A 23,428-nucleotide genomic window follows, 5' to 3' on the forward strand; every position below is an offset into this window, starting at 1 on the left:
GGGATCGGCGGATGCATTTTTGCATACGAATGCAAAGCGGTAAAGTACCAACTGCGCACGGCCCGTCTTTGTCGGGCAAGGGCTTGGAAGGGCGGGACTATTCGGGGAAGCGTCCGCGCCTGAAGAAGCTCTGCATGCGCGCGAAAACGTCCACGCCCATCTGCAATAGCAGGTTGGGAATATCCATCGGCACCCAGTTTTCCCGGATGATGCCCTCATGGTGATAGTAGAAGTCCATGACGCGCACCGTGACCACCTTGCCGGTCGGCGCCATGCCAAAGATGCTGCCGCCCAGATGCGTGGCCTCGACACTTGGCCAGCCGCCGGTCACCGAGACCGGACCGTCGCCGAGCCGCACATAATGGCCCACTCCATGGCGGTCCGGAAAGGCCGATATCCAGGGCACGGCGTGGTAGTCGACATAATTCTGCCAGCCGCGCGCCGTGCCGATGCCGGCCGGGCCGTACCACATGAACTTCTCGTGCCAGAACTGCTTCTGGCTGCTGGCCAGATAGCTGCGGCGCGGATTTTCGGCGTCATGCCGATAGCCGTGAATACCGCCATGCATGGCAAGGGTCTGCGCCAGCGACGCCGCGCCGATCCCCGCATCCACCGGGTCGAGACAGATCGCTCCCGGGCCGATAGGGGATGGCCATTGCAATTCGCGCCCGAGGCTGGGCGCAATCGGCCAGAAGCCGGCTTGCCGCATGAGGTCGAGAAGGTCGAACAGCACGCTGCTTTGGACGATGCGGCCATTCTCGACCCGGTGCACTTCGCCGGCGCGCAGGAAGACCGTCCTGCCGGTGGCCGGAATGCCGAGCCAGTCCTCGCGGAAAACGCCAGCATAATGCCCCATCGTGGCGACCAGGTCCTGTTCCTGGTAGCGGCCCGCCGCCACGATAAGGTCGCGCCGCTCCAGGTCGGGGATGGCGGTCAGCAAGGGCCGCCACACCCGTTCGGCAATGGTGGCTGGCCGGTGCATCTCATTGAGCGGATGCGACCCTCGCCAATGGGCGTCGGGGCTGTAGACGGCGGCGATGCGGTCCTCCAGCCCCGCAAGGCCCCCACCGGCGATCGACGCGATGGCTTGCATCACGAAGCGCTTGTTTTCAACGACGAGGTCGGGAGCGATAGTCATGATGAAATGCCTTTTTCAATGGGGAGGCGTGGCCGGTAAATGTGGGTCTCGAAGGCCGCGCCCAGTCGGCAGAGGCCGGCCTCGTCGAATGGCCTGCCGACCAGTTGCAGCCCGGCGGGCAGGCCGTCGCGGGTGGTTCCCATGGGCATGGCCAGGGCCGGATGCCCGGTCAGGTTGAACGGAAAAACCCGCATCTGGTTTGGCGCCGAGGACCCATCCAGCCGTGGCGCGCCACCCAATACGCTGGCGGTCAGCATCGCGTCGAAGCGGCTGAGGACGCTCTGCTGAAGCTGGTGCGCCAGCGCCGTCCTCATCCGCAGGGCCTGCACCAGATCGCCGCCGGAAAGCACCGCGCCGGCGGCAAGGTGGGCATAGGCGAGCCGTCCGAAGGCGGCGGGTCGGCGAATGAGTGCCTCCCGATGGATGGCGAAGGCTTCCGCCTGGATGATCACCGTAGCGGCGGCATCGAACAGTTTCGGGTCCGGCAGGTCGACCTCCTCGACCACCACGCCCAGTCGCGCGAACGCCTCGGCGGCGCGATCGAGGGCAGCGCCAATTTCTCGATCGCCGCTCCCGGCATGGAATGACCGGGCATAGGCCAGCTTCATTCCTGCGCAATCCTGCCCCAGGGCCGCCGCGCAATTGGGCGGGCCGGCATCTGCGCTGGTCGGATCGGCGGGATCAAACCCGGCCATGACGTCGAGGCCGATGGCGGCATCGCCGATGCAGGACGCCATCGGACCGACATGATCGAGCGAGAAGCTCAGCGGCAGGACGCCGCGCCGTGAGACCCGGCCATAGGTCGGCTTGAGCCCGACAATGCCACAATAGGCGGCCGGCGCGCGGATCGACCCGCCGGTATCGGTTCCCAGCGCCAGGCGGACCAGTCCCCCCGCCACCGCTGCTGCCGAGCCGGAGGACGATCCGCCCGTCGTACGCTCGAGATCGTGCGGATTGCGGGCTGGAGGGTAGGGGCCGTCAAGGCCGGGACGCGGCTCGATCGCCAATTCATAAGTCGCCGTCTTGCCGACCAGGATAGCGCCGCCGCGTTGCAGCCTGGCCACGGCATGTGCATCCGCCAGGGCGGGCTGCGCCGGCAATCGCGACTGGCCCGTGGTGGCGATCCCCTCGATATCGAACAGCTCTTTGACGGCGAAGGGGATGCCATACAGCGGGCCGCGATCGCGACCGTCCTGCAAGTCCCGGTCCGCCTGTTCGGCCGCAACGCGGGCGCGGTCGGCCGTTGTCGTGATGAAGGCGTTGAGGCGGTCGTCGTCGGCGATCCGCCCGAGCGCCTCTTCGGTCAATGCCCGGGCCGAAATCCTGCCGGCGCGGATGTCCCGGCCCAGCGCCGCGATATCGGGGGCGGTCACGGCTCGACCTCCCGCCTTGTGGCGGCGAGGGGGGCGGCAACGGGCTCGAGGGGATAGGGCAATGGTCCGGCAATCGCCGCGGCCTGCGCCAGCATGAAACGGGCCAGTGCGATGACCAGGGGCAGATCGTCCGGCGGCGGCACGATCCCGCTCGCCGCGAGCAGCGATATTATCTGCTCATCGCCGGGAGGCGGGCCGGAAGGCGAGGGAGACGGCATCGGGGTGCAAGAATGGCGGGCGGGCCCCATGATCCCGCCCGGCCGGCTTACTGTGTAATGAAGCCGCCCTGCTGGGCTGCCGCATTATAGGCTGCATTGATGTCGTTCAACGTCTGCTCGGCGGTCTTCGAGCCCTGCAGATAATCGCCGATCTCATCGCTGAGCGCGGTGTGAAGCAGGCCCATATAGGGCAGCATCGGATAGGGGCGGGCTCCGGCGCTGGCCGTGGCGATCACGCCGGCAGCCGACGGGCCCGGCTCGTAGCCCTTGAGCAGCCAGGGCGCGACATCGGGATGCGTCGTCGCGATATCCGGGCGAATGGCATAGGCCATCGCCTGGAACGAGGTTTCCGCGTCTTCATCCGAGATGTTCTTGGCGATGGAAAAGCCGTCCCACCACAAGGCCGCCGCCGGGATGTCGCCGCCATTGAAGGTCGGGGCCGCGGCCAGGACGGTATTGGCCGCGATGTCCTGATCGGGGCTCTCGGCGCCGATCACCGAATTGGAATAGGAGCCCCAGCCATCCATCATGGCGACCCTGCCGGCCAGATAGGCGGCCTTCATCTCGTCGGCATCGTAGGTCATGTAGTCGGGCGGCATATAGGCGGTCAGCGCCTTCATCATCTCCAGCGTCTTGATGCCGTCTTCGCCGCCGATGGCCAGCTTGGCCGAGCCGGGCTCGAAGAATTCGGCGCCAGTGCCCAGATACATGTTGACGAATTCAGCGCCCAGATCCCAGCCCGGCTTGTTGGCAGCGGCCAGCGGATAGTCGAGAATACCCTTTTCCTTGATGATTTCGGCGGCCGCGAGCACGTCCTCATAACTGCTGGGCACGGCGACGCCGGCCTCGTCGAGGATATCCTTGCGGTAGAACAGGTGCTGCGAATTACCGGAAAACGCCACGGCCACGGTTTGGCCGTCGACCTTGATCAATTGCGTCGGCAACAGGTCCTGGCCGTATTTGGCGATCAAATCGTCGAGCGGGCGGATCAGGTCGGCGGCCAGCAGCGGGGCGATCGAGCCATTGGCCACCACCGCGACGGTATATTCGGCCGGGTTGATCGACAGGGCCGGCACTTGGAGATTCTTGTGCTCGGTGGTCAGGTTGGAGGTCACTGTCACCTTGTCCGAGGCGCATTCCTTGGCGCCGTCCGCAACGACCTTGAGGACGTCGAAGTCGTTGGACAGGATGCGGACCGACCCGGCGCCCTCGATTTCGCAGGCGGCCATGGCGGCGCCGGCGGTGAGGCACAGGATGCCGACCGACACTGTGGTCTTAAACAATAGCTTCATTTCGTTCTCCTGACGGTGAACGGCGCGCTCCTAGGACCGGCACGCCGATCATTCCCTGTTGTCGTTTACGCTCCCGCGGCAGGTCCGGGCCATTTTCTCAACCGCCCCTCCCCGCCATTTGTCTGCCGCACCACACAATTGGTAAGCATACTTGCATACGAATGCAACACCTTTTGCATTCGTATGCAGACCGGCTTTCCCAAGCCTTCGCGGGCGCTCCGCGTCGTCAGCTCCTGACGTTGGAGCAGGCCTCGATCAGCTGCCATCGCGCGATTGTCACGTACCCAGTGCCCGAGCCGGCTGCCTGGACGGGGCATTTTACCCATCGGGCGGGTGGCGCGGCGGCGCATGGGGGGATAGGCTCCGGCCGATTGATTCAAGAACAAGAAGGTCTTGCCCCATGAGCAATTCCCCCATCGATCCGGTCAAGCTCGACAAGCTCGGCGAGGTTGCCATCAAGGTCGGTCTGCAATTGGCCGAGGGCCAGGATCTGGTCATCACCGCCCCGATGAGCGCCGCGCCGCTGGTGCGCCGCATCACCGAACACGCCTACAAGGCCGGCGCGGGTCTGGTGACCACCATCTATTCGGATGAGGAAACCACGCTGGCCCGCTTCCGCCACGCCAAGGATTTCAGCTTCGACCGCGCCGCCGGCTGGCTCTATTCCGGCATGGCCGACGCCTATAAGAACAATGCCGCGCGCCTGGCCATTTCCGGCGACAATCCGATGATGCTGGCCGAGCAGGATCCCGACAAGGTGTCCCGTGCCAACCGCGCCAATTCCGCCGCCTACCGCCCGGCGCTGGAACTGATCACCGGCTTCGACATCAATTGGAACATCGTTTCCTATCCTACGCCCAATTGGGCCAAGCTGGTCTTTCCCGACGATCCCGAAGACGTGGCCATCGGCAAGCTGGCCGACGCCATTTTCGCCGCCTCGCGCGTCGATCAGGACGACCCCATCGCCGCCTGGAAGGCGCATAATGCCAATCTCAAGGCCCGCTGGACCTGGCTCAACGGCAAGAATTTCTCGGCGCTGAAATATAAGGGCCCCGGCACCGACCTGACCATCGGCCTGGCCGATGGCCATCGCTGGAAAGGCGGCGCCTCGGAAGCCAAGAACGGCGTCACCTGCAATCCCAACATTCCCACCGAGGAAGTATTCACTACCCCGCATCGCCTGCGCGTCGAGGGCACGGTCTCGGCCACCAAGCCGCTATCGCATAACGGCACGCTGATCGAGAATATCCAGGCCCGCTTCGAAGAGGGTCGCATGGTCGAGCTCAAGGCGAGCAAGGGCCAGGACGTGTTCAACAAGGTGCTGGATACCGATGAAGGCGCGCGGCGCCTGGGCGAAGTGGCCCTCGTGCCCCATTCCTCGCCGATTTCGGCCTCGGGCATCCTGTTCTACAACACGCTCTATGACGAAAATGCCTCGTGTCACATCGCCATGGGCCAGTGCTATGCCGATTGCTTCGAAAACGGCAAGGATTTGAGCGCCGAGCAGATTGTCGCCCAGGGCGGAAATAAGAGCCTCATCCATATCGACTGGATGATCGGCTCCGACCAGGTGGATATCGACGGCGTTCACGCCGACGGCACCACCGAGCCGGTCATGCGAAAGGGCGAATGGGCGTTTTGACGCTTCAAGGGGAGGGCGGGGAAACCTGCCCTCGCAACGCCGCCTTTTACAGCCCATGGATCGGCATGTCATAATCGCCCCGTCGCCTCCGTCGCCACCAGGCTAGCCCCGGTCGGGGACCGCCTTGCTGGCGGCGGGCCGTCGGGGATCGTGCATGTCAAATCTGTCACCTGGGTCGGTCGCACTGTCGCTCCACTGTCATGTCGCTCATGATAGAAGACCGGTTCCTGCGCCTAAGGCAGGGCCATGCCAGTGAAGCGACCGCCCGACAAGGACAACCTCCATCCCTCCCATATTCCCGGCCTGAGGCGAAATGTTCTGGCGCGGCTGCTCGTTCAGGGCCCGCTGCTGGCCGGGTTTGCCGGGGTCATTCTCGGCTTCGTGCTGCTGGGCAATCTACGGCCCGATCTGGCCCTTCTCGGCCTGGCGGTCATCATCGCCTTGCTGGCCGTTCTGCCCCTGCCGAGGGCAGCTGTCCCCCAGCCGGGCGAGGTTTCGCCATTGCCGGCCGCCGAACCGGGGAGCAGCGTGGTTTCCGCCTTTGCCGAAGCGCTGGCCGATCCCTGTTTCGTGCTCGACCGGCGCGGCACCGTGCTCTACCGCAACGCGCCGGGCGCGCAGCAATATCCCAACCTGCAGCCGGGCAGGGTGATGACCCTAGTGCTGCGCAATCCTGAATTGATTGCCGCCGTGGAAGGCGCGGTGCGCTCCGGCGAGCCCCGCCGCTTCGAATTGCACGAAACCCTGCCCGCCGAGACCTGGGACAAGGTCGTGGTGGCGCCGCTTCACCAGCCGGGAACCGATTGGCTGGCGGACGAGAACCGGCACTTGCTGGTGACCTTCCAGAGCCTGACCGAGCTCAAGCGCGTCGATGCCATGCGCGCCGATTTCATCGCCAATGCCAGCCATGAATTGCGCACGCCGCTGGCGTCGCTCATGGGCTTTATCGACACGCTGCTGGGGCCGGCGGCCAAGGACGGAGCTGCGCGAGAGAAATTCCTCCTCATCATGCGCAGCCAGGCCGACCGCATGAGCCGGCTGATCGACGATCTGCTCAGCCTGTCGCGCATCGAAATGCACCAGCATGTGCGCCCCACCGGTTCGGTGGACCTTGCGGCGCTGTTGCGCGAGGTTCGCGAGGGTTTGCAGATTCAGGCCCGCGCCGCCGAACTCGACGTCATCCTCAAACTACCGGACCATCCGGTCATGGTCGGCGGCGATCGTGGCCAGCTTTACGCGGTGTTCGAGAACCTCATCGACAATGCCATCAAATACGGCGCCCCCGGCAAGAGCGTCGAGGTCATCCTCGGCCCGACCGAGCGTCCCGGCCTGCGCCACCAGGTCAGCGTCGTCGATCACGGTCCCGGCGTCGAGCCCGAACACGTGCCGCGCCTGACCGAGCGCTTCTACCGCATCGATGCCGAGGCCAGCCGCAAGCAGAAGGGCACCGGCCTGGGCCTGGCCATCGTCAAGCACATCATCCAGCGCCATCGCGGCCAGGTAACGATCAAATCCGCCCCCGGCGAAGGTCTGCACGTCGACGTGCTGCTGCCCTAGCGGTTTCATCCTCGCCAGGTGCTTTACATCCGGGCATCCCTCCCACTCGTCACCCTCGCGATTGACGCGAGGGTTCCGTTTTTACATTGGACACTTCGAGCCAAGTTATCTCGGGACGTGAGGCCCTTAGCCCCCTCCCCTTGAGAGCAGGGCTATCGCATATGGCTTCGATGGCGCCTCCTTCTCGGATCGTCACCCTCGGGCGTGACCCGAGGGCTCTTGGGCAGAACCCACAAACAAAGAACCCTCGCGTCGAGCGCGAGGGTGACGAGCGGTGATTTTGCGACAATCACCTGCTTCTCAGTCCATATGCGATAGCGTTCCCGTGAGGGGGAGGGGAGGCAGGAACCGCCGAATCCTGTCGCCGAAGCAAGCTGCCACCGAAGGGCGAGGCCGGCACACGCCGAAACCTCCACTCACCCGCTCCTTGGTCCAAGAAGCCCAAAAACAAAAAGGCGCCCGCGGGGCGCCCTTTGATCTCCAAATCCAAACCGTCTCAGCGCTTGCGCTTGTCCACCTGATGATAGGCCCGGCGCGAGTGGAATTCGCAATAGGGGCCGGTCTCCAGGCTGTGCTGCCCGCAGAAGTAGAAGTCCTTGGTCAGCGGATCGCCGATCGGCCACTTGCAGGTATTCTCGTTGAGTTGCAGCAGGTTCAGCCGCTTGTCCTCGGGAATGAACAATTCCTGCGGCGCCGGCGCCACATAGAGATTGGCGTCCAGATCGGGCGTGATCGCCAGCGCCGTGGCGCCCATGACCTGCGGGCGGGGCATGCTGGCCGGGCGCGGCTTGGCGCTGACATGGCTCATGCCTGCCGACGGGCTGGCGACCCGGCGGGTGGTGGGCCGTGCTGCCGGGCGGGCGCGCGGCGTCGTATTGGTTGGCTTGGCCCGGGCCGACAGCTTGAGCCGGTGCACCTTGCCGATCACCGCATTGCGGGTCACCCCTCCGCCCAGTTCGCCGGCGATCTGGCTGGCACTCAAGCCTTCCATCCAGAGCTTTTTCAAAATTTCAACGCGCTCGTCAGTCCAGCCCATCGATTGCGCTCCCGAAACCATCGTCAAAACAGAATCCTTCATTGCGCTGCCAAGAACGGTCTGGCAGCTTTGAGAATCTACAGCTCGTATGTTGAGCGGGTCCGCCGCACGAGATGTCGTGCCCCAATGCCCTGGAGAATACGCCATGGCTGGAATCGGGATCAAGACTCAGAGGCGATTTTCCCCGTTTATTCATTGGTTAAGATTGTTCTAACATTCCATGAGTCAAATCAGCCACTTGGCGCTGTCTCATTGACTTGTCGGCAGGTTTTCGACTAATTCTGCGAGGCAAAACGCGCTGCCGACCGGCGCGTTTTTGTCTTTTGTGGCAGCTTTGCCACGCTTCATTGGACGCCTTCAATACGGGAAGTTTCACCATGTCTGCGCTTTACGGCACCTATGCCCGGTCTGATCTCGCGTTTGAGCGGGGTGAAGGCATGCGCCTGTACGACCAGCATGGCCGGGATTATCTCGACTTCCATTCCGGCATTGCCGTCAATGCGCTGGGCCACGCCGATCCGCATCTGGTCGCGGCGCTCAAGGCTGCCGCCGACAAGGTCTGGCACACCTCCAATGTCTTCGCCATTCCCGAACAGGAGCGGCTGGGCCAGCGGCTGGCCGACCTGAGCTTTGCCGACCGCGTCTTCTTCACCAATTCCGGCGCCGAGGCGCTGGAATGCGCCATCAAGACCGCGCGGCATCATTTCTTTTCCAAAGGCCAGCCGGAGCGCTATGAAATCATCGCCTTTACCGGCTCGTTCCATGGGCGGACGCTGGGCACGATCGCGGCCGGCGGCAATCCGTCCTATCTCGAAGGCTTCGGCCCGCCCCTGGCGGGATTCCAGCATGTCGCGCCGGGCGATCTCGATGCGGTCAAGGCCCTGATCGGCCCGCAAAGCTGCGCCATTCTGATCGAGCCGGTGCAGGGCGAGGGCGGGGTCACCGCCATGAGCGCCGAATTCCTCCAGGGGCTGCGCCAGCTCTGCGACGACAACGACCTGCTGCTGATCCTCGATGAAGTGCAATGCGGCTTCGGCCGGACCGGACGCTTCTTCGCCTATGAATGGGCCGGCATCACCCCCGATATCGTGGCGGTGGCCAAGGCCATTGGTGGCGGTTTCCCGCTCGGCGCCTGCCTCGCCACCGAAGCGGCTTCCGCCTCCATGGTGCCGGGCACCCATGGCTCGACCTATGGCGGCAATCCGCTGGCCTGTGCCGTGGGCAATGCCGTGCTCGACCGGCTGCTCGCCCCCGGTTTCCTCAACCAGGTCAATTCCATGGGCCAATATCTGGCCTGGCAATTGCAGCAATTGGCGCAGAAATATCCCGATTACGTGCTCGAATTGCGCGGTAAGGGCCTGTTGGCCGGCATCAGGATCACCCCGCCGGTGCGCGACTTCGTCGCCCGGCTGCGCGACGATCATCAATTTCTGGCCATCGGCGCCGGCGACAATGTGCTGCGGCTCATTCCGCCGCTGATCGTCAGCGAAGCCGATATCGACGAGGCCATGGACAAGCTGTCCGCCGCTTTCGACGCGATCGAGGCCGAAACGGCCGCCACGGCGGCGGCAGGCTCGTAATGTATCTGACCTTCTATCACTTCGGACGCCGCCGAGGCCGCTGACATGGTTTGTTAGCCGTCATCCGCCATGGTGACGGTTCCGATATCTGCACAGCGTCAATATAAAGGAAACCGGCCAATGACGTCCGGCACCCCAAGGCATTTTCTGTCCATCGACGATTTCTCCCATACCGAACTGCGCCATATGCTCGACCAGGCAGGCGCGCTCAAGCAGCGCCTCAAGGAAGGCGACCGGCCCCAGCTCCTGAAAGACAAGGTGCTGGCGATGATCTTCGAGCGCCAGTCCACCCGCACCCGCGTTTCCTTCGATGTCGGCATGCGCCAGCTCGGCGGTCAGACCCTCATGCTGTCCGGTCAGGAAATGCAGCTTTCCCGCGAGGAGACCCTGGCCGACACCGCCCGGGTCATGAGCCGCTATGTCGATGCCATCATGATCCGCATCCTCTCCCATGCCGATCTGCTCGAACTGGCCGAGGCGGCGACCGTGCCGGTCATCAACGGGCTGACGCGGCGGGCCCATCCCTGCCAGATCATGGCCGACCTGATGACCTTCGAGGAGCATCGCGGCTCCATCAGGGGCGCCAAGGTCGCCTGGGTCGGCGACAGCAATAACGTGCTGCATTCCTGGGTCAATGCGGCCGAGCTGTTCGAGTGCGAGCTGACCATTGCGGTGCCCGACGAATACAGCCCCGAAAAGGACCTGATGCAGGACATCGAGCGGGCAGGGCAATGGGCCAGGCTCATCGAGGACCCGCGCGAGGCGGCCGAAGGCGCCGACCTGATCATCACCGATACCTGGGTCTCGATGGGCGACACCGATGCCGCCGAGCGCCGGCGGGTCTTGAAACCCTATCAGGTCAACACCAATCTAATGGCCTTGGCGAACAAGGACGCTCTGTTCATGCACTGCCTGCCCGCCCATCGCGGGGACGAGGTGACCGACGAGGTGATCGACGGCCCGCAATCGGTAGTGCTCGACGAAGCCGAAAATCGCCTCCACGCCCAGAAAGCCGTTTTGTGCTGGGCCTTTGGAGTCGAGACGAACTAGCAGTCATGCTGCTCCCATACCCACCGGGTCATCCCTGCGAAAGCGGGGACCTCCGTTTGTTTTGCAACAGAGGTTCCCGCTTTCGCGGGACTGGCTGGGAGTGAGGTTGGCTAGCGCGTAGCGATCCCGAGGCGTAGCCTAAGGAAAGACCAGAGAATGACCACGGAAACGACCATGTCAGAGAACCTGCTCTCCGCCCTCGGCCTCGATCGTCCCGAGACGGGCGACGATGCCGTGGTCCCCTTCACCCTGGACAAGCTCGATACCCGCGGCCGCATCGTCCGCCTCGGCGAGGCGCTCGATACCATTTTGAGCCGTCACGATTATCCGCTGCCGGTCGCGCGCCTCTTGGGCGAGGCCGTGGTGCTGTCGGCGCTGATCGGCTCCTCGCTCAAATTCGAGGGCCGTTTCATCCTGCAGACGCAGACCGACGGCCCGGTCAATCTCATCGTCGTCGATTTCGACGCGCCGGACGGCGTGCGCGGCTATGCCCGTTATGACCACGACGCCTTGCTCAAGGCGTCCGAAGCCGGTCGCACCAGCCCGGCCGAACTGCTCGGCAATGGCCATCTCGCCATGACCATCGACCAGGGCGCCCATATGGAGCGCTATCAGGGCATCGTGGCGCTGGCCGGCAATTCGCTGGAAGAAGTGGCCCATACCTATTTCATGCAATCCGAGCAGATACCCACCCAGGTGCGGATGGCCGTGGCGCAGATGTCGACCAAGGGCGACCATCGCCCACGCTGGCGCGCCGGCGGCATGCTGATCCAGCACCTGCCGGCCGCTGGCGGCGCCGTCATGGCCGATCTGCCGGGCAATGGCGATTTCGACGACCCCGCCATGGCCGACCCCGATTTCGTCGAGGCCGATGGCTGGTCCGAGGCCAAGGCGCTGCTCGGCACGGTGGCCGATCTCGAACTGGCCGACCCCGATCTCTCGCCCGAACGGCTGCTGTTCCGGCTCTATCACGAGACCGGTGTACGGGTTTTCCCGCCCCTGCCGCTGACGGAGCGCTGCACCTGTTCGGCCGATCGCATCGAGGACATGCTGGCCACCAGCTTTTCCGACGCGGAACGACAGGATATGGCGGTGGACGGCGAAATCGAGGTGGTCTGCGAATTCTGCTCCACCGCCTATCGCTTCAATCCGCATCAGTTCCAGAACTGATCCCGCCGCTGGCGGCGCCCCCGGTGTGCGGCGCCGCCATCGGCTTGCCAAGCGTCCTGCAACCCGGCAATCTATACGCGTTCTAGCGTAGGGGCATGGCCGGGATGAATGCGGAACAGACATCGACCATCCGGAATGGGCAACGCAGGATTCGCGTGGGCCCGCTCACCCTCGCCGCGCCCAGCGCCCTTCGGGGCATGGATCGTTTCCACATTATTTCCTGAGCCGGAGGCCGACCATGTCCGAGGCGGCCAGTTTGATGCGCGCCTTGCTCGGTCCGGCATTCGGTGAGGATGAGCTGGAGGCCATGCTCGGCGACGCCTTGTGCAGCGAGGTCGACCCGCTGCATTGGTGCGCCGTACATCTGGGCCTCTCCCAGGCCGAGATCATGCGCCGCGCCGCCGCCTGGCTGGGCCTGGCCTATCACCATGCCGTGCCCGGTTCTTCTGCGACCCAGATCGCGCCGGCCCGGCTCGAAATGCTGGGCGAGGTGCGCCTGTTCCGGGTCAGGGTTCTGGATCGCGACATCGCCTTTGCGGCGCCGGATTTTTTCGGCGTATTGCGGCTGAAGCGGGCCTGTCGGGCCGATCCGGCCCTGCGCCGGCATCTGTGCCTCGTGCCTTTTCCCGCGCTGCGCGATTTGATGATCGAATCCGCCCGGGAGGCCCTGATCGACGGCAGCCGCCAGACCCTGGCGCGCGCCTGGCCCCATGCGGCGGCGCAACTCGACCTCTCGCGCCCGGTGCGCCGGACCTTCGCCACCGGCATGATTTTGCTCGCCGGATTATTGGTGGCCGCGCCGTTGACCGGGCATTTCTGGTTGCTGCCGCTATGGTTGGCGCTGGTCGCCCTGCCCACCATCTTGCGGCTTTACGCGCTATCGATTCCCGAATTGCCGCCAGACGGCGAGCCGGCCCCGGCGATCGACGACACGGACCTGCCGGTCTATTCCATTCTCCTGCCGCTGCGGGACGAGGCCAATATGGTCGACCAGCTCTATATGAGCCTCAGCCGGCTCGATTATCCGCGCGAAAAGCTCCAGATCATCTTTGCGGTCGAAAGCCGTTCTCCTGAAACCATTGCCGCCGTGCGCCGCCATCTCGACGATGCCCGTTTCGCTCTGGTGGTGGTGCCCGATGCCCTGCCGCGCACCAAGCCCAAGGCTCTCGATTTCGTCCTGCCCTTCTGCCGGGGCGAATTCGTGGTGGTCTATGATGCCGAAGACCTGCCCGAGCCCGGCCAATTGCGCCGGATCGTGGCGCAGTTCCGGCGTCAGGCCGATGTGCAATGCATCCAGGCGCGGCTGGTCATCGCCAATGGCGAGCAGGGGCTGTTGCCGGCGCTGTTTGCGGGAGAATATGCCGGCCTGTTCACCATCGTGCTGCCGGCCCTGGCCCATTGGGGCGCAGTCATGCCGCTGGGCGGCACCTCGAACCATTTCCGCCTGGCCAGCTTGCGGCGTCTGGGCGGATGGGACGCCTTCAATGTCACCGAGGATGCCGATCTCGGCGTGCGCCTGGCCCGCCGCCATTTCAAGACCGCCACCAGCAGCGCCGTGACCTGGGAGGACGCGCCGACCGGTTTACGCATCTGGCTGGGCCAGCGCACCCGCTGGATCAAGGGCTGGATGCAGACCTTCGTGGTCCATAACCGCCGGCCCTTGCGCCTGCTCGCGGATCTGGGCTGGCGGCAATTCGTGCTGTTTCAAATCATCATTCTGGGCATGCTGCTGGCGCCGCTCCTTCACACCGCCCTGGCCATATTCCTGCTCTGGACACTGCTGTTCGCCCCGCCTCTCGCCTTCGCGCCCGATGTCTGGCTGATCGTCTGCATCGCCGCCCTGATATTCGGGCATGGCGCCGCCATCGCCATCAACCTGACCGGCCTGGTCCGAACCGGCCAGCACGGTCTCCGCTGGCAACAGCTTCTGCTGCCATTGTACTGGCTGCTGATTTCCTGGGCCACCCTGCGCGCCTTGCGCGAATTCGTCAGCCACCCATTCCTCTGGTTCAAGACCCCGCATCAGGTGCGGGCGCCAGCCCGGACCGGCCGCTCCCCGCTTTCCGTTCCTACCCTGCGCAAAGCGAAGCTGGATCGGCGCCAGCCCTGATCAGGACCGTCGGAAATCGTCCGGCGTCTCGGCGGGAATGCGTTCCGGGATCGAGCTTTGGAGCGGGTGAAGGGAATCGAGTGTGTTCGGTTCAGTTAGGTATTTCAATGACTTAGTTAGAAGTCGTCAAGTCCAGGTAGCACCATATGTGGCGCAGTTTGTAGCACACAAATTGCCCATGGACGTTAATCCTGATCGTTGTCGATGTATCGTCGGCTGGTCGTTCCGAGGCGGCCGCCAGAGTTGGTTGCATAACTCTGACAGTCTAGCCAGTGGCCATCAACCTACTCACACAGGAGAAGCCACATGGCTGGTCGCACCATACGCCACGATCACAAAAACCACAGCCGGACTTCGGCACCAGGAATCTCATGCCAGTTACAAATTCTATCGAGGCGCTGAACTCCAAGCTTCGCCGGGCGGCCAGGGCCAGGGGCCATTTCCCCAGCGACGATGCCGCTACCAAGTTGCTCTATCTAATCTTGAACCGGTCAGAGAAAGAGTGGAAAATGCCGCCACGTGAGTGGTTAATGGCCAAGGCGCAGTTCGCCGTCATCTTCGGTGAGCGCTTCATAAAAACCATGGCGGCGTAATATGAAATCACCCGCCAAACACGAAATTACTGACACTCCCCCGATCTACTTGACGACGGAGTTGCAATTAGACAACCCCATTAGTCGGTAACGCTTTTCGACGCGTGATGACGGTGCTCTTTCGTCGTCCGGAGAAGATCTTCGATCTCGGCGCGCGATGGCATTGCGGGGCCGGTGCCGGGTTTTTGTACGGCGAGGCCGGCCACGGCCATGGCAAAATGTACGGCTTGGAGCGGCGCACGCCCCTCGGCAAGTGCCGTGACGAACCCGCCATTGAAAGCATCGCCGGCTCCGGCTGTGTCGATGATATTCTCGACCCGGAAGGCGGGCACCATATGCGTGCCCGTCTCGCCGTGCAGCAGGGCGCCACGGGCACCGAGCGTAATCAATGCATTGCGGGCGCCCTTGGCTAACAGGCATCTGGCCGCCTGCACCACGCCCTCATCGGTGCTGGTGTCTATGCCGGTCAGCGTGGCTGCCTCGGTTTCGTTTGGGGTCACGTAGTCGCACAGTCCGTAGATGTCGTCGTCGACTGGAATAGCGGGGGCGGTGTTAAGCACGGTGGTTACCCCGTGCGCTCGGGCAACACGCAGACCTGCCAAGGCGGCATCGAGGGGCTGCTCGAACTGGGTCAGGAAAACGCTTGCCCCGGCAATGCGCGCTTCGGCCGCACTTATGTCGGCGGGGGTGAGGCGGGCGGCGGCGCCGATTTCCACGATAATGGCATTGTCGCCCGTGCCGGTGGCGACGAAGATGAAGGCGGCGCCAGTGGCCGCGCTTTCATCGATGGCGACATGCGAGGTGTCGATGCCGTCGGCGCTCCAGGTATCGAGCGCCAAGGTACCAAACGTGTCCCTGCCGATACGCGTAATCATGGCGGTCTTGGCCCCAGCCCGCGCCGCAGCGATCGCCTGATTGGAGCCCTTGCCGCCCGGACCGCTCGAAAAACCCTGCCCGAGCAGGGTTTCTCCGATGATCGGCAGGCGGGGGGCCTTGAACGCCAGGTCGGCGACGAAGGCTCCCAGAATGACGACTTCGCCCGTATTCATCGCTTGCTCTTTCCTGAAAATGGCTTCAGTCCCCATAAGGCACCCAGACGTTCTTCACTTCTACGGCGCGCCGCAGGAAGGGGGCAAGGGCGCCACCCGGCCCGGTCCAGTCGACAGCATGCCCGCCCGAAGTCCAGACGCGCTTGAGATTGTCGGCCGAGGCGGTTTCGACGCTTTTGCAGATATCGCCATCGGCTACGACCCAGAGACCATCTACATCGGCGTGCCTGGCCAGAACCGTGGCGAGATCCTTGGCGCCGCCGGTGACGATATTGATGACGCCTGCAGGAATATCGGAGGTTTCGATGACCTGATAGAGGTCGGTGGCGATAAGAGCCCAGCGCGCGGAAGGCACGGCGACAACCCTATTGCCCATGGCAAGGGCAGGCGCGATCATCGAAATTAGCCCCAGCAGCGGCTGGTCGTCGCCGGCGATAAGACCGAGGACGCCGACCGGCTCGTTGAGCGCCAGGGTGACGACACGTGAAGGCGGGCTATGCACCACGCCTTCGAATTTGTCGGCCATGCCTGCGGCCTCGAAGAGCTTTTCGATGGATGCTTCTACCTCCTCGCTCGCCGTCTTGGCCGGGCAATCCGTTAGCATGCGGAGGCGATGGGCAAACTCCTCTGCGCGAACGGAGAGATTTTCCGCGAGAAAATAGAGCACCTGCGCGCGATTATAGGCGGTAGCCGAAGCCCAGCCCCCGGCAGCGTGGGCGGCGCTCACGGCGTCGCGGATATCCTTGCGATTGCCAAGGCCGACCTCGCCGATATGTTTTCCCTTCTTGTCGAGAACGGCCATGGAGTAGTTGGCGTCGGGGCGTACCTGCTTGCCACCAATAAACAGTTTTGGCGTGCGGTCGATGACCCCATCGGCGCCATCGCCGCGTTCAAAAACGCCGCCGGGTACGCTGGCCGGGGCCAGCGGCGCCGCCTTGGCCTTGGGAAGCGCCAGATATTCATACATGCCCTCGCGACCGCCTTCGCGGCCAAAACCGCTTTCGCGATAGCCGCCAAAACCACAGGCAGCATCGAACATATTGGTCCCATTGATCCAGATGACGCCGGCCTTAAGCTGAGGAGCGACATGGAGGGCGAGATTGACATTCTCGCTCCACACCGAGGCTGCCAGCCCATAGCGGGTATTGTTGGCGAGCTCGATGCTCTCCTCGGTATTGCGGAAGGTCATGACGGCGAGAACCGGACCAAAGACCTCTTCCTGTGCAAGAATATTGGAGGTCGCGACATTTGTGGCCAGCACCGGCTGGTGGAACCATCCCGTGGCCGGCACGGCGCCATCGGGCCGCCAACATTGCGCGCCCTGCGCTTCGCCCGCCGCCACCATGGATTGCACGCGCTCTAACTGGCTCTTGTCGACCATCGGGCCAATGTCGGTGTTCTTGTCGAGCGGATCGCCGACGCGCAGTTTTTCCATGCGCGCCTTGACCTTGCCGATAAAGGCCTCGGCGATGCTTTCGTGCACCAGAAGGCGCGAGCCGGCGCAGCAGACCTGGCCCTGGTTGAACCAGATGCCATCCACCAGCCCCTCGACGGCGGAATCGAGATCGGCGTCTTCAAAGACGATGAAGGCCGACTTCCCGCCCAGTTCCAGCGACAGCTTCTTGCCCGTTCCGGCGGTGGCGCGGCGAATGATCTTTCCAACCTCCGAGGAGCCCGTAAAGGCGATCTTGTCGACACCCGGATGATTGACTATGGCCGCGCCCACTTCTGGCCCGCCATGGATGATATTGACCACGCCCTTGGGCACGCCGGCCTTTTCGCAAATCTCGGCAAAAAGAATGGCGGAGAGCGGCGTGAACTCGGCGGGCTTGAGCACCACGGTGCAACCGGCGGCCAGAGCCGGGGCAATCTTCCAGGCGAGCATCAGCAGGGGGAAGTTCCAAGGAATGATCTGTCCGGCGACGCCGATCCCAGTGTGGCCGGGGAATTCCTTGTGCAGCGACTGGGCCCAGCCGGCATGATGGATGAAATGGCGTATCGCCAGTGGCACGTCGATATCGCGGCTCTCGCGGATTGGCTTACCATTGTCGATGGATTCGAGCACGGCTAAGAGCCGGGCATGACGCTGCATGGCGCGGCCGATGGCATAAAGAACTCGGGCGCGCTGATAACCGCCCAGAGCCTGCCATTTGGGCAGGGCTTTTCGCGCGGCAGCAACGGCCGCGTCGACATCGGCGCTGCTGGCCTCGGAAAGTTCAGCGAGGCGCTTGCTGGTGGAGGGTTCGGAAACGGCGAAGCTATTTTCGCCGGTGGCCTTTTTCCATTCTCCGCCGATGAATTGGCAGGCGGCGAAGTTGCGGTCTTTCAGCCAGGCATCGGCTTCGCCGCGCGCTTCGGGAGCAGGGGCATAGTGCATGGCGTGGTAGCGTTCCAAAATGTTCACGGGCGTTTCCCTCAGGCCATGGCGTGACGATGCGTGGCTGAATAGCCGCCGGTCAGGTGGTGTTCGAGCTGGCGCTCGATATCGGTGAGCAGGCTCGATGCGCCGAAGCGGAAAAGATCGGGCTCGAGCCAGCGTCGGCCAAGTTCCTCCTTCATCAGCACCAACCAGTCGAGCGACGACTTGGCCGTGCTGATGCCACCGGCCGGCTTGAAGCCGATCTTGAAGCCGGTGCGCTCCTCATAGGCGCGGATGGCGCGGGTCATAACCAGTCCCACGGGCAGGGTGGCATTGACGCTTTCCTTGCCGGTGGAAGTCTTGATGAAATCGGCACCTGCCATCATCGCCACCATCGACGCGAGCATGACATTGCGCAGGGTCGACAGGTCGCCGGTGCCGAGAATGACCTTGAGATGGGCTGACCCGCAGGCATCGCGGAACTGGGCGATTTCGTCATAAAGCTCGCTCCAGCGCGCGCCATAGACGAGGCCACGCGGAATGACGACGTCGATCTCGTCGGCTCCGTCGGCCACCGAAGCGTGGATTTCCGCTATGCGCTGGGGAAGAGGGCTCAGGCCATGCGGGAAGGCCGTGGACACGGCCGCGACATGAATGCCACTGCCCGAAAGCGCCTTTGCTGCCGTGGCGACGAAGGGGTGATAGACGCAGACGGCGGCCGGTCGGATATGGGCGCCGGCAATGCCCAGGCCTTCAACAAGGTCATCGCGCAGCGGGCGCAGGGCCTTGGCGCAGAGACGACGAACGCGCTCGTCGGTATCGTTGCTGCTGAGCGTCGTCAGGTCCATCAGGCTTAGGGCGCGCAACAGCCAGGCGGCCTGATTGTCGGCCTTGATCGAGCGGCGCTTCGTAAGGTTTGCCGTGCGCCGTTCGAGAGCGCTGCGATTGACTGGACGCATGGCGTCGAGCCAGCTCATATCGAGCGGCACGCCGGGATTGCGCGGCAGGTCATGGCAGACGGCGGTGGCGATGGCGGCCCCGGCTCGAACGACCGGCAGGGCTTGGGCTTGGCTTGCTTCCATGGTCTTCTCCGGGTCAGGACAGCAATTGCCTGGCGGCAATGGCGAGGCAGGCTTGGAAAGCCGTGAGATCGGTATAAAGCCGCTCGCGGCTGGCTTCATGGCGAATGACCGCGCCATTGCGGCTCTCGATGCCGCCATCGAGCATGAGATTGTCGACAAAGCCGCAATTCTCAAGCATCAGCCCGTCCGTGCCGCGCTGCTGTCCCTGCGCATCTTCGCGCACATCCCCGCCATACCAGGCGCTGGTGCGCTCGAAGAGCCCGTCGGTCACATTGGTAAAGGCATAGGCGGGGCAACCGCGGGCGCACATGAAACCCAGCTCATATACCGTGCCCACATCGGCCGAGAGCCCGCGATAGGGTGTCAGATTGGCGATAATGACATCGGCGCTCAGCATCAGCGCTTCATTATGCGCGCTGATCGCCAGACCCTTTTCCCGCCCGCTCAGGCTCGGCGCCACCGTGAGGTCGCCTGGCGCTACCGGAGTAAAGCCATGAACGCGGGTCAGGGATATCTTCTCGTCGAGGATTTCCCGGGCATTGGGAAGGAATACTTCCGGGCCGGCCAGATAGATTTTCATGAAACGCCTACGTTTGGTAGCCAACTTTGTGGGGATTGGCCGAGGGGAATGATTGGGAGAAGCTTCACTCGAATAATGTTAGATTGTCAACAATGATAATGTGATAATTATCACATACACAGGTATCGATGGATGCAAATCTGGCAGTTTCGGCGAAATCCTGACATTCTGATCGTTGTATGATAACAATGGCTCATAGCATCAGAGAGGTTCCCACGCGTGGCGCTAGCCAAATCAGGTTTGTCCAAGGCCATGCGCGTTGCGACGCTTTCCGCCGAGCTGGCCGGAGGGCGCGCTTTGCATATTGGCGAGGCCTCAAAGCTGCTGGGTGTGTCGGACATGACGATCCGCCGCGATATCCAGCAAAATCCCGATCGCCTGGCCTATTTTGGCGGCTATGTCATGGCGGCTGGCATCGTTTCGGCCGATGGCAGCTATTCGCTGGCCAGCGCCGCCGACGCCCACCAGGACGCCAAGCGGCGGGCCTGCCAGCATGCCGTGGAATTGCTGCGGCCCGGTGAGACGATCTTCGTGGATTGCGGCACGACGCTGGTTCACCTCATCGATCTCATTCCCGACGATCTCGAAATCACCGTGGTGTGCTATGCCCTCAATATCGCCGACAGGCTGGCGCGCAAGCCCAAGGTGACCATAATCATGCTGGGCGGGGTATATCATCCTGCTTCGGCGACCTTCTTTGGACAGGAGGGGCTGCGCACGCTGTCGGGTCTGGGCGTCAACCTTGCGCTGCTTTCGGCAGCCGGTCTTGATGAAGTGCGGGGGGCCACCTGTGCCCATTTCCACGAGGCCGAGATCAAGAGACACGTCATGGCTATCGCTGCCAAGCGCGTTCTGGTGGTTGACCAAAGCAAGGTCGGGTGCATCCGGTCGGTGGTTTTCGCGGCCATTGATGCCTTTGACACCATCCTCACGGAACACGGCACATGGACGCGTGCTCCGACCGCGGCGAGCCAGTAGCGCGGCCGCAATTGCGGGCACGATCTGGCGCGCCCCCGAGGCACTGCCTCCCTGGCTCAAGGAGGAGGCCCCAAGGGCTGGCTCCCTCTTACTGCGACTTTTTCATGTCGATGACGCGGTCGAGGTAGGTCCTATCCCTGTTCGGGATTTCATTTTCAACGCGCGATGCTTCGGTCAGGAAATGAATATCGTCCCGCCCCAGCGACTGGCCGCGGCGCGTATGCATGTCTATCGCGAAGTCGGGAATCTCGGGGAGCTGCCCTGCCCTGGTGACGCCCTTGGTCCAGTTCGTCAGCTCGTCCGACGTCCGGTCCTTCTTCGAAGTGGCCAGGATGCGAATGGCGTGTGCCGCGAATAGAAAACGATCATGCGCACCATAGGGGAAGCGTAGATGCTGCTGATAGAGGGCCTCAATGAGCATAGGCATGTCACGCGAGCCCAGACCTACGTCCTCAATCGCGATGACGGTCAGGCGGGCCCAGAGATATTCTTCCATTTCGGGGCTGGTCGCGCTCATTTCCTGGGCGATGAGCAATGCGTTTTCCAGCATCCCCCGGCGGATCGACTTCTGAAGCGTCGAGATTACTTCGTCGGCGGCAAGACCGTTGATGGTCTTCACATCCGCCCAGGGGTCGCGAGGTCGGTTGGACATAGAAAATTCCTTGAGAAAAGGCCGGTGCGCCGCCTGGCGCACCGACGCTGTAGGGCTTATGCGGAAGCGAGGGCTTCCTGGAGGAGCGACAGATCGATGATGGCATCGAGGTCGAGCTCGCCTTCAACGCCGGCTGCCTTTGCTGCGGCCAGCAGCGGCCCGCTGGAAGTCTCGATATCTATCATGTAGGGCTGGTCGGAACCCGGCAGCGCCATAAGCGGAATCTGCAATTCATTCTGGCGAATCTGCTGCGCGAGATCGAGGCCCAGGTCGACGCCGTAATTTTCAACCACGAGCTTGGCTGCCAGCGTCGGGTCGGCGGCGTTGGCCTTGTAGGCGCGGATGAGCGCACGCAGATATCCCACCAGGGCGGGGCGGTTTGCTTCGAGGAAGCTGCGCTGGACGGTCAAGGTCGCAGCCGGAACCTTGTAGCCGAGGTCGTCGAGCAGGGTCACGACGAAATCCTTGTCCGCCTGCATGCCCATCTGTTCCAGAGTGATGGGCTGATTGGTTGCAAAGCACAGAAAAGCGTCGCCGTCGCCGGCCAGGAGCGGCTCGGGAGAGAAGCCGGTTGGAACCATTTTGTAGTCGAGCGGCAGACCTGCGTCAGCCAGAATCGAATCCACGATGGTGGTGTTGGTCGGGCTCTGCATCAGCAAGCGCTTGCCGACGAGATCCGCCGGCGTGCGGATGGGGTTCGACGCCAGCGACAGGAAGGCCGAGGGGGAAACCGGGAAGCCGAAGCCCAGCACCACGTAGTCATTGCCCTTGTCTATTGCGCTGGCAACCGGGCCCCAATCCGCACCGGCCACTTCGATCTGGCCCGCCGCCAGGTTGACGAGCGAGTTGGGCAGCCCGGGGCCTCCGGCAAGATAGCCGGCATCGATACCTTCATCCGCAAACAGGCCGTTGTTCAGTGCAGCCCACAAATTTGCCTGCTCAACATTGGCTACCCAGCCGAAGCCAGTGGTGATCTTGGTGGCGCCCTGCGCGAATGAGGGAATCGTCGAGGCTATCGCCAGGGCGGTGCTGCCCGCCATGAAGCCGCGTCGGGAGAGGCGTGAATTGTACATGGGAACTCCATTTATGAATGAATTGAGGGGCAGGCGCAGATTGACGGCAGGCATGGGCGCCTCACACGTCAAACAGGGAGTAGATCCGGCCATCGGGGCGCGGAATCTGCATGGCGACGTTGAAGACACGAACGCCACCGGGCGTCCGCCCTTCAAGAGTTCCAAAATGGGAATGCCCGTGAATGACCAGGTCCGGCATGTGGCGATCGATGACCTCGGCATAGCGAGACGAACCCATGAACACATATTCTTCCACCGCTTCACCCACGATGGTGTCGACAATCGGCGCGTGATGCATAAGAACCAGACGGCGGGCCGAAGTGCTGCTGCTGATCGTGCGCTCAAATCGCTCGGCATCGAGCTTTGACAGATTGGCGAAGGCGACGACCTCAGTCTCGGCAATCGGCGCAAGCATCCTGTTGAAGCCGCCGACAGTTCCCTTGAAGCCGATGATGTCGAGGTCCCCGAAATGGAAGATTTCGTGCTCGAGCACGGTAACGCCAGCGGCCCGCAGACTTTGAGTCAGCGCCGGCACTTCGCCACTATAATAGTCGTGATTGCCCAGCACACACACAACCGGCATGTCGCATTCGGCAATGTCGGCGAGCAAAGCTTCCAGCTCGGCGCTCTGTCCCAGATCGAGCAGGTCGCCCGCTAGCAGCACTAGGTCGGCTTCGCGCCCCATCTCTGCGAACAATGGCGCAAACCGCCCCGCGTCGGTGGTGGTTGCGTGTAAATCACCTATCGCTGCAATCCTTGGCATTGGGCTGGCCCTCACATGCAGTGCAGCCTGCCACAGCAAAAAAGTGAACTCCACAACAAAATTTGTGATTAATGTAACAAAATGACTTGCCCATCCTCAGAACCGTGTCATGATCGGATGATGCGGGTAATTT

At 63.2% G+C, this 23,428-nt stretch carries 19 protein-coding genes and 1 pseudogene; 8 read left to right on the plus strand and 12 right to left on the minus strand.

The features are described 5' to 3' along the window. Positions 1-97: 97 nt before the first annotated feature. The 4 genes from O9Z70_RS01635 to O9Z70_RS01650 are packed head-to-tail and all read right to left on the minus strand — an operon-like array spanning position 98 to position 4,021. Positions 98-1,138, minus strand: a complete 1,041-nt coding sequence (locus O9Z70_RS01635; protein WP_286020766.1) for a nuclear transport factor 2 family protein — start codon at positions 1,136-1,138, stop codon at positions 98-100. After that, entirely contained in the window at positions 1,135-2,511 is a 1,377-nt protein-coding gene (locus O9Z70_RS01640; protein WP_286020767.1) for an amidase, read from the minus strand. Before O9Z70_RS01640 ends, O9Z70_RS01635 begins: the two co-directional genes overlap by 4 nt. After that, on the minus strand, positions 2,508-2,729 hold the full coding sequence (locus O9Z70_RS01645; RefSeq protein WP_286020768.1) for a hypothetical protein: 222 nt from the start codon (positions 2,727-2,729) through the stop codon (positions 2,508-2,510). The genes O9Z70_RS01640 and O9Z70_RS01645 overlap by 4 nt, the downstream gene beginning before the upstream one ends. Positions 2,730-2,776: 47 nt before the next feature. After that, on the minus strand, positions 2,777-4,021 hold the full coding sequence (locus O9Z70_RS01650; RefSeq protein WP_286020769.1) for an ABC transporter substrate-binding protein: 1,245 nt from the start codon (positions 4,019-4,021) through the stop codon (positions 2,777-2,779). A 400-nt stretch (positions 4,022-4,421) separates the two neighbouring features. Between O9Z70_RS01650 and O9Z70_RS01655 the strand changes: the two genes are divergently transcribed. Next, entirely contained in the window at positions 4,422-5,663 is a 1,242-nt protein-coding gene (locus tag O9Z70_RS01655; RefSeq protein ID WP_286020770.1) for an aminopeptidase, read from the plus strand. A 246-nt stretch (positions 5,664-5,909) separates the two neighbouring features. Continuing rightward, entirely contained in the window at positions 5,910-7,220 is a 1,311-nt protein-coding gene (locus tag O9Z70_RS01660) for a sensor histidine kinase (protein WP_286020771.1), read from the plus strand. 496 nt (positions 7,221-7,716) lie between these two features. Here O9Z70_RS01660 and O9Z70_RS01665 read toward each other — a convergent pair whose 3' ends face one another. Continuing rightward, the gene (locus O9Z70_RS01665; protein WP_286020772.1) at positions 7,717-8,256 is read right to left on the minus strand and encodes a GcrA family cell cycle regulator; all 540 of its coding nucleotides are present in this window, start codon (positions 8,254-8,256) and stop codon (positions 7,717-7,719) included. Positions 8,257-8,633: 377 nt separating this feature from the next. On the opposite strand from O9Z70_RS01665, the gene O9Z70_RS01670 reads away from it, so the two are divergent. The 5 genes and pseudogenes from O9Z70_RS01670 to O9Z70_RS01690 form a co-directional block, all read left to right on the plus strand. Beyond that, entirely contained in the window at positions 8,634-9,836 is a 1,203-nt protein-coding gene (locus O9Z70_RS01670) for an aspartate aminotransferase family protein (RefSeq protein ID WP_286020773.1), read from the plus strand. A 120-nt stretch (positions 9,837-9,956) separates the two neighbouring features. Further along, the gene (gene argF / locus O9Z70_RS01675) at positions 9,957-10,886 is read left to right on the plus strand and encodes an ornithine carbamoyltransferase (RefSeq protein WP_286020774.1); all 930 of its coding nucleotides are present in this window, start codon (positions 9,957-9,959) and stop codon (positions 10,884-10,886) included. 174 nt (positions 10,887-11,060) lie between these two features. Further along, positions 11,061-12,056, plus strand: a complete 996-nt coding sequence (locus O9Z70_RS01680; protein WP_286022058.1) for an Hsp33 family molecular chaperone — start codon at positions 11,061-11,063, stop codon at positions 12,054-12,056. Positions 12,057-12,294: 238 nt separating this feature from the next. After that, positions 12,295-14,166 carry a glycosyltransferase gene (locus O9Z70_RS01685; RefSeq protein ID WP_286020775.1) on the plus strand — a complete coding sequence of 624 codons (1,872 nt, stop codon included), beginning with the start codon at positions 12,295-12,297 and terminating at the stop codon, positions 14,164-14,166. A gap of 380 nt (positions 14,167-14,546) precedes the next feature. Beyond that, positions 14,547-14,759 (plus strand): annotated as a pseudogene (locus O9Z70_RS01690) (transposase); the annotation flags it as partial. A gap of 80 nt (positions 14,760-14,839) precedes the next feature. Here the strand turns inward: O9Z70_RS01690 and rbsK are convergent. From rbsK to O9Z70_RS01710, 4 genes are read right to left on the minus strand one after another with little or no spacing between them, the layout of a single operon-like run. Further along, positions 14,840-15,844 (minus strand): ribokinase, encoded by a 1,005-nt coding sequence (rbsK, locus tag O9Z70_RS01695; RefSeq protein ID WP_286020776.1) that lies wholly within the window; start codon positions 15,842-15,844, stop codon positions 14,840-14,842. Then, complete coding sequence (locus tag O9Z70_RS01700; RefSeq protein WP_286020777.1) at positions 15,834-18,212, minus strand: aldehyde dehydrogenase family protein; 2,379 nt, start codon at positions 18,210-18,212, stop codon at positions 15,834-15,836. The genes rbsK and O9Z70_RS01700 overlap by 11 nt, the downstream gene beginning before the upstream one ends. An 11-nt stretch (positions 18,213-18,223) precedes the next feature. After that, positions 18,224-19,249 (minus strand): deoxyribose-phosphate aldolase, encoded by a 1,026-nt coding sequence (gene deoC, locus O9Z70_RS01705; RefSeq protein WP_286020778.1) that lies wholly within the window; start codon positions 19,247-19,249, stop codon positions 18,224-18,226. A gap of 13 nt (positions 19,250-19,262) precedes the next feature. After that, positions 19,263-19,829 carry a nucleoside 2-deoxyribosyltransferase gene (locus O9Z70_RS01710; protein ID WP_286020779.1) on the minus strand — a complete coding sequence of 189 codons (567 nt, stop codon included), beginning with the start codon at positions 19,827-19,829 and terminating at the stop codon, positions 19,263-19,265. A 219-nt stretch (positions 19,830-20,048) separates the two neighbouring features. On the opposite strand from O9Z70_RS01710, the gene O9Z70_RS01715 reads away from it, so the two are divergent. After that, on the plus strand, positions 20,049-20,807 hold the full coding sequence (locus O9Z70_RS01715; RefSeq protein WP_286020780.1) for a DeoR/GlpR family DNA-binding transcription regulator: 759 nt from the start codon (positions 20,049-20,051) through the stop codon (positions 20,805-20,807). Between the two features lie 88 nt (positions 20,808-20,895). On the opposite strand, the gene O9Z70_RS01720 is transcribed toward O9Z70_RS01715, so the two are convergent. The 3 genes from O9Z70_RS01720 to O9Z70_RS01730 form a co-directional block, all read right to left on the minus strand. Beyond that, on the minus strand, positions 20,896-21,459 hold the full coding sequence (locus O9Z70_RS01720; protein WP_286020781.1) for an AAA family ATPase: 564 nt from the start codon (positions 21,457-21,459) through the stop codon (positions 20,896-20,898). 56 nt (positions 21,460-21,515) lie between these two features. Then, positions 21,516-22,532 carry an ABC transporter substrate-binding protein gene (locus O9Z70_RS01725; protein WP_286020782.1) on the minus strand — a complete coding sequence of 339 codons (1,017 nt, stop codon included), beginning with the start codon at positions 22,530-22,532 and terminating at the stop codon, positions 21,516-21,518. A gap of 61 nt (positions 22,533-22,593) precedes the next feature. Then, complete coding sequence (locus O9Z70_RS01730) at positions 22,594-23,334, minus strand: metallophosphoesterase family protein (RefSeq protein ID WP_286020783.1); 741 nt, start codon at positions 23,332-23,334, stop codon at positions 22,594-22,596. Positions 23,335-23,428: the final 94 nt, after the last annotated feature.

Origin of the sequence: Devosia sp. YIM 151766, assembly GCF_030285925.1 — a bacterium.
In the GTDB taxonomy this organism is placed as follows: domain Bacteria; phylum Pseudomonadota; class Alphaproteobacteria; order Rhizobiales; family Devosiaceae; genus Devosia.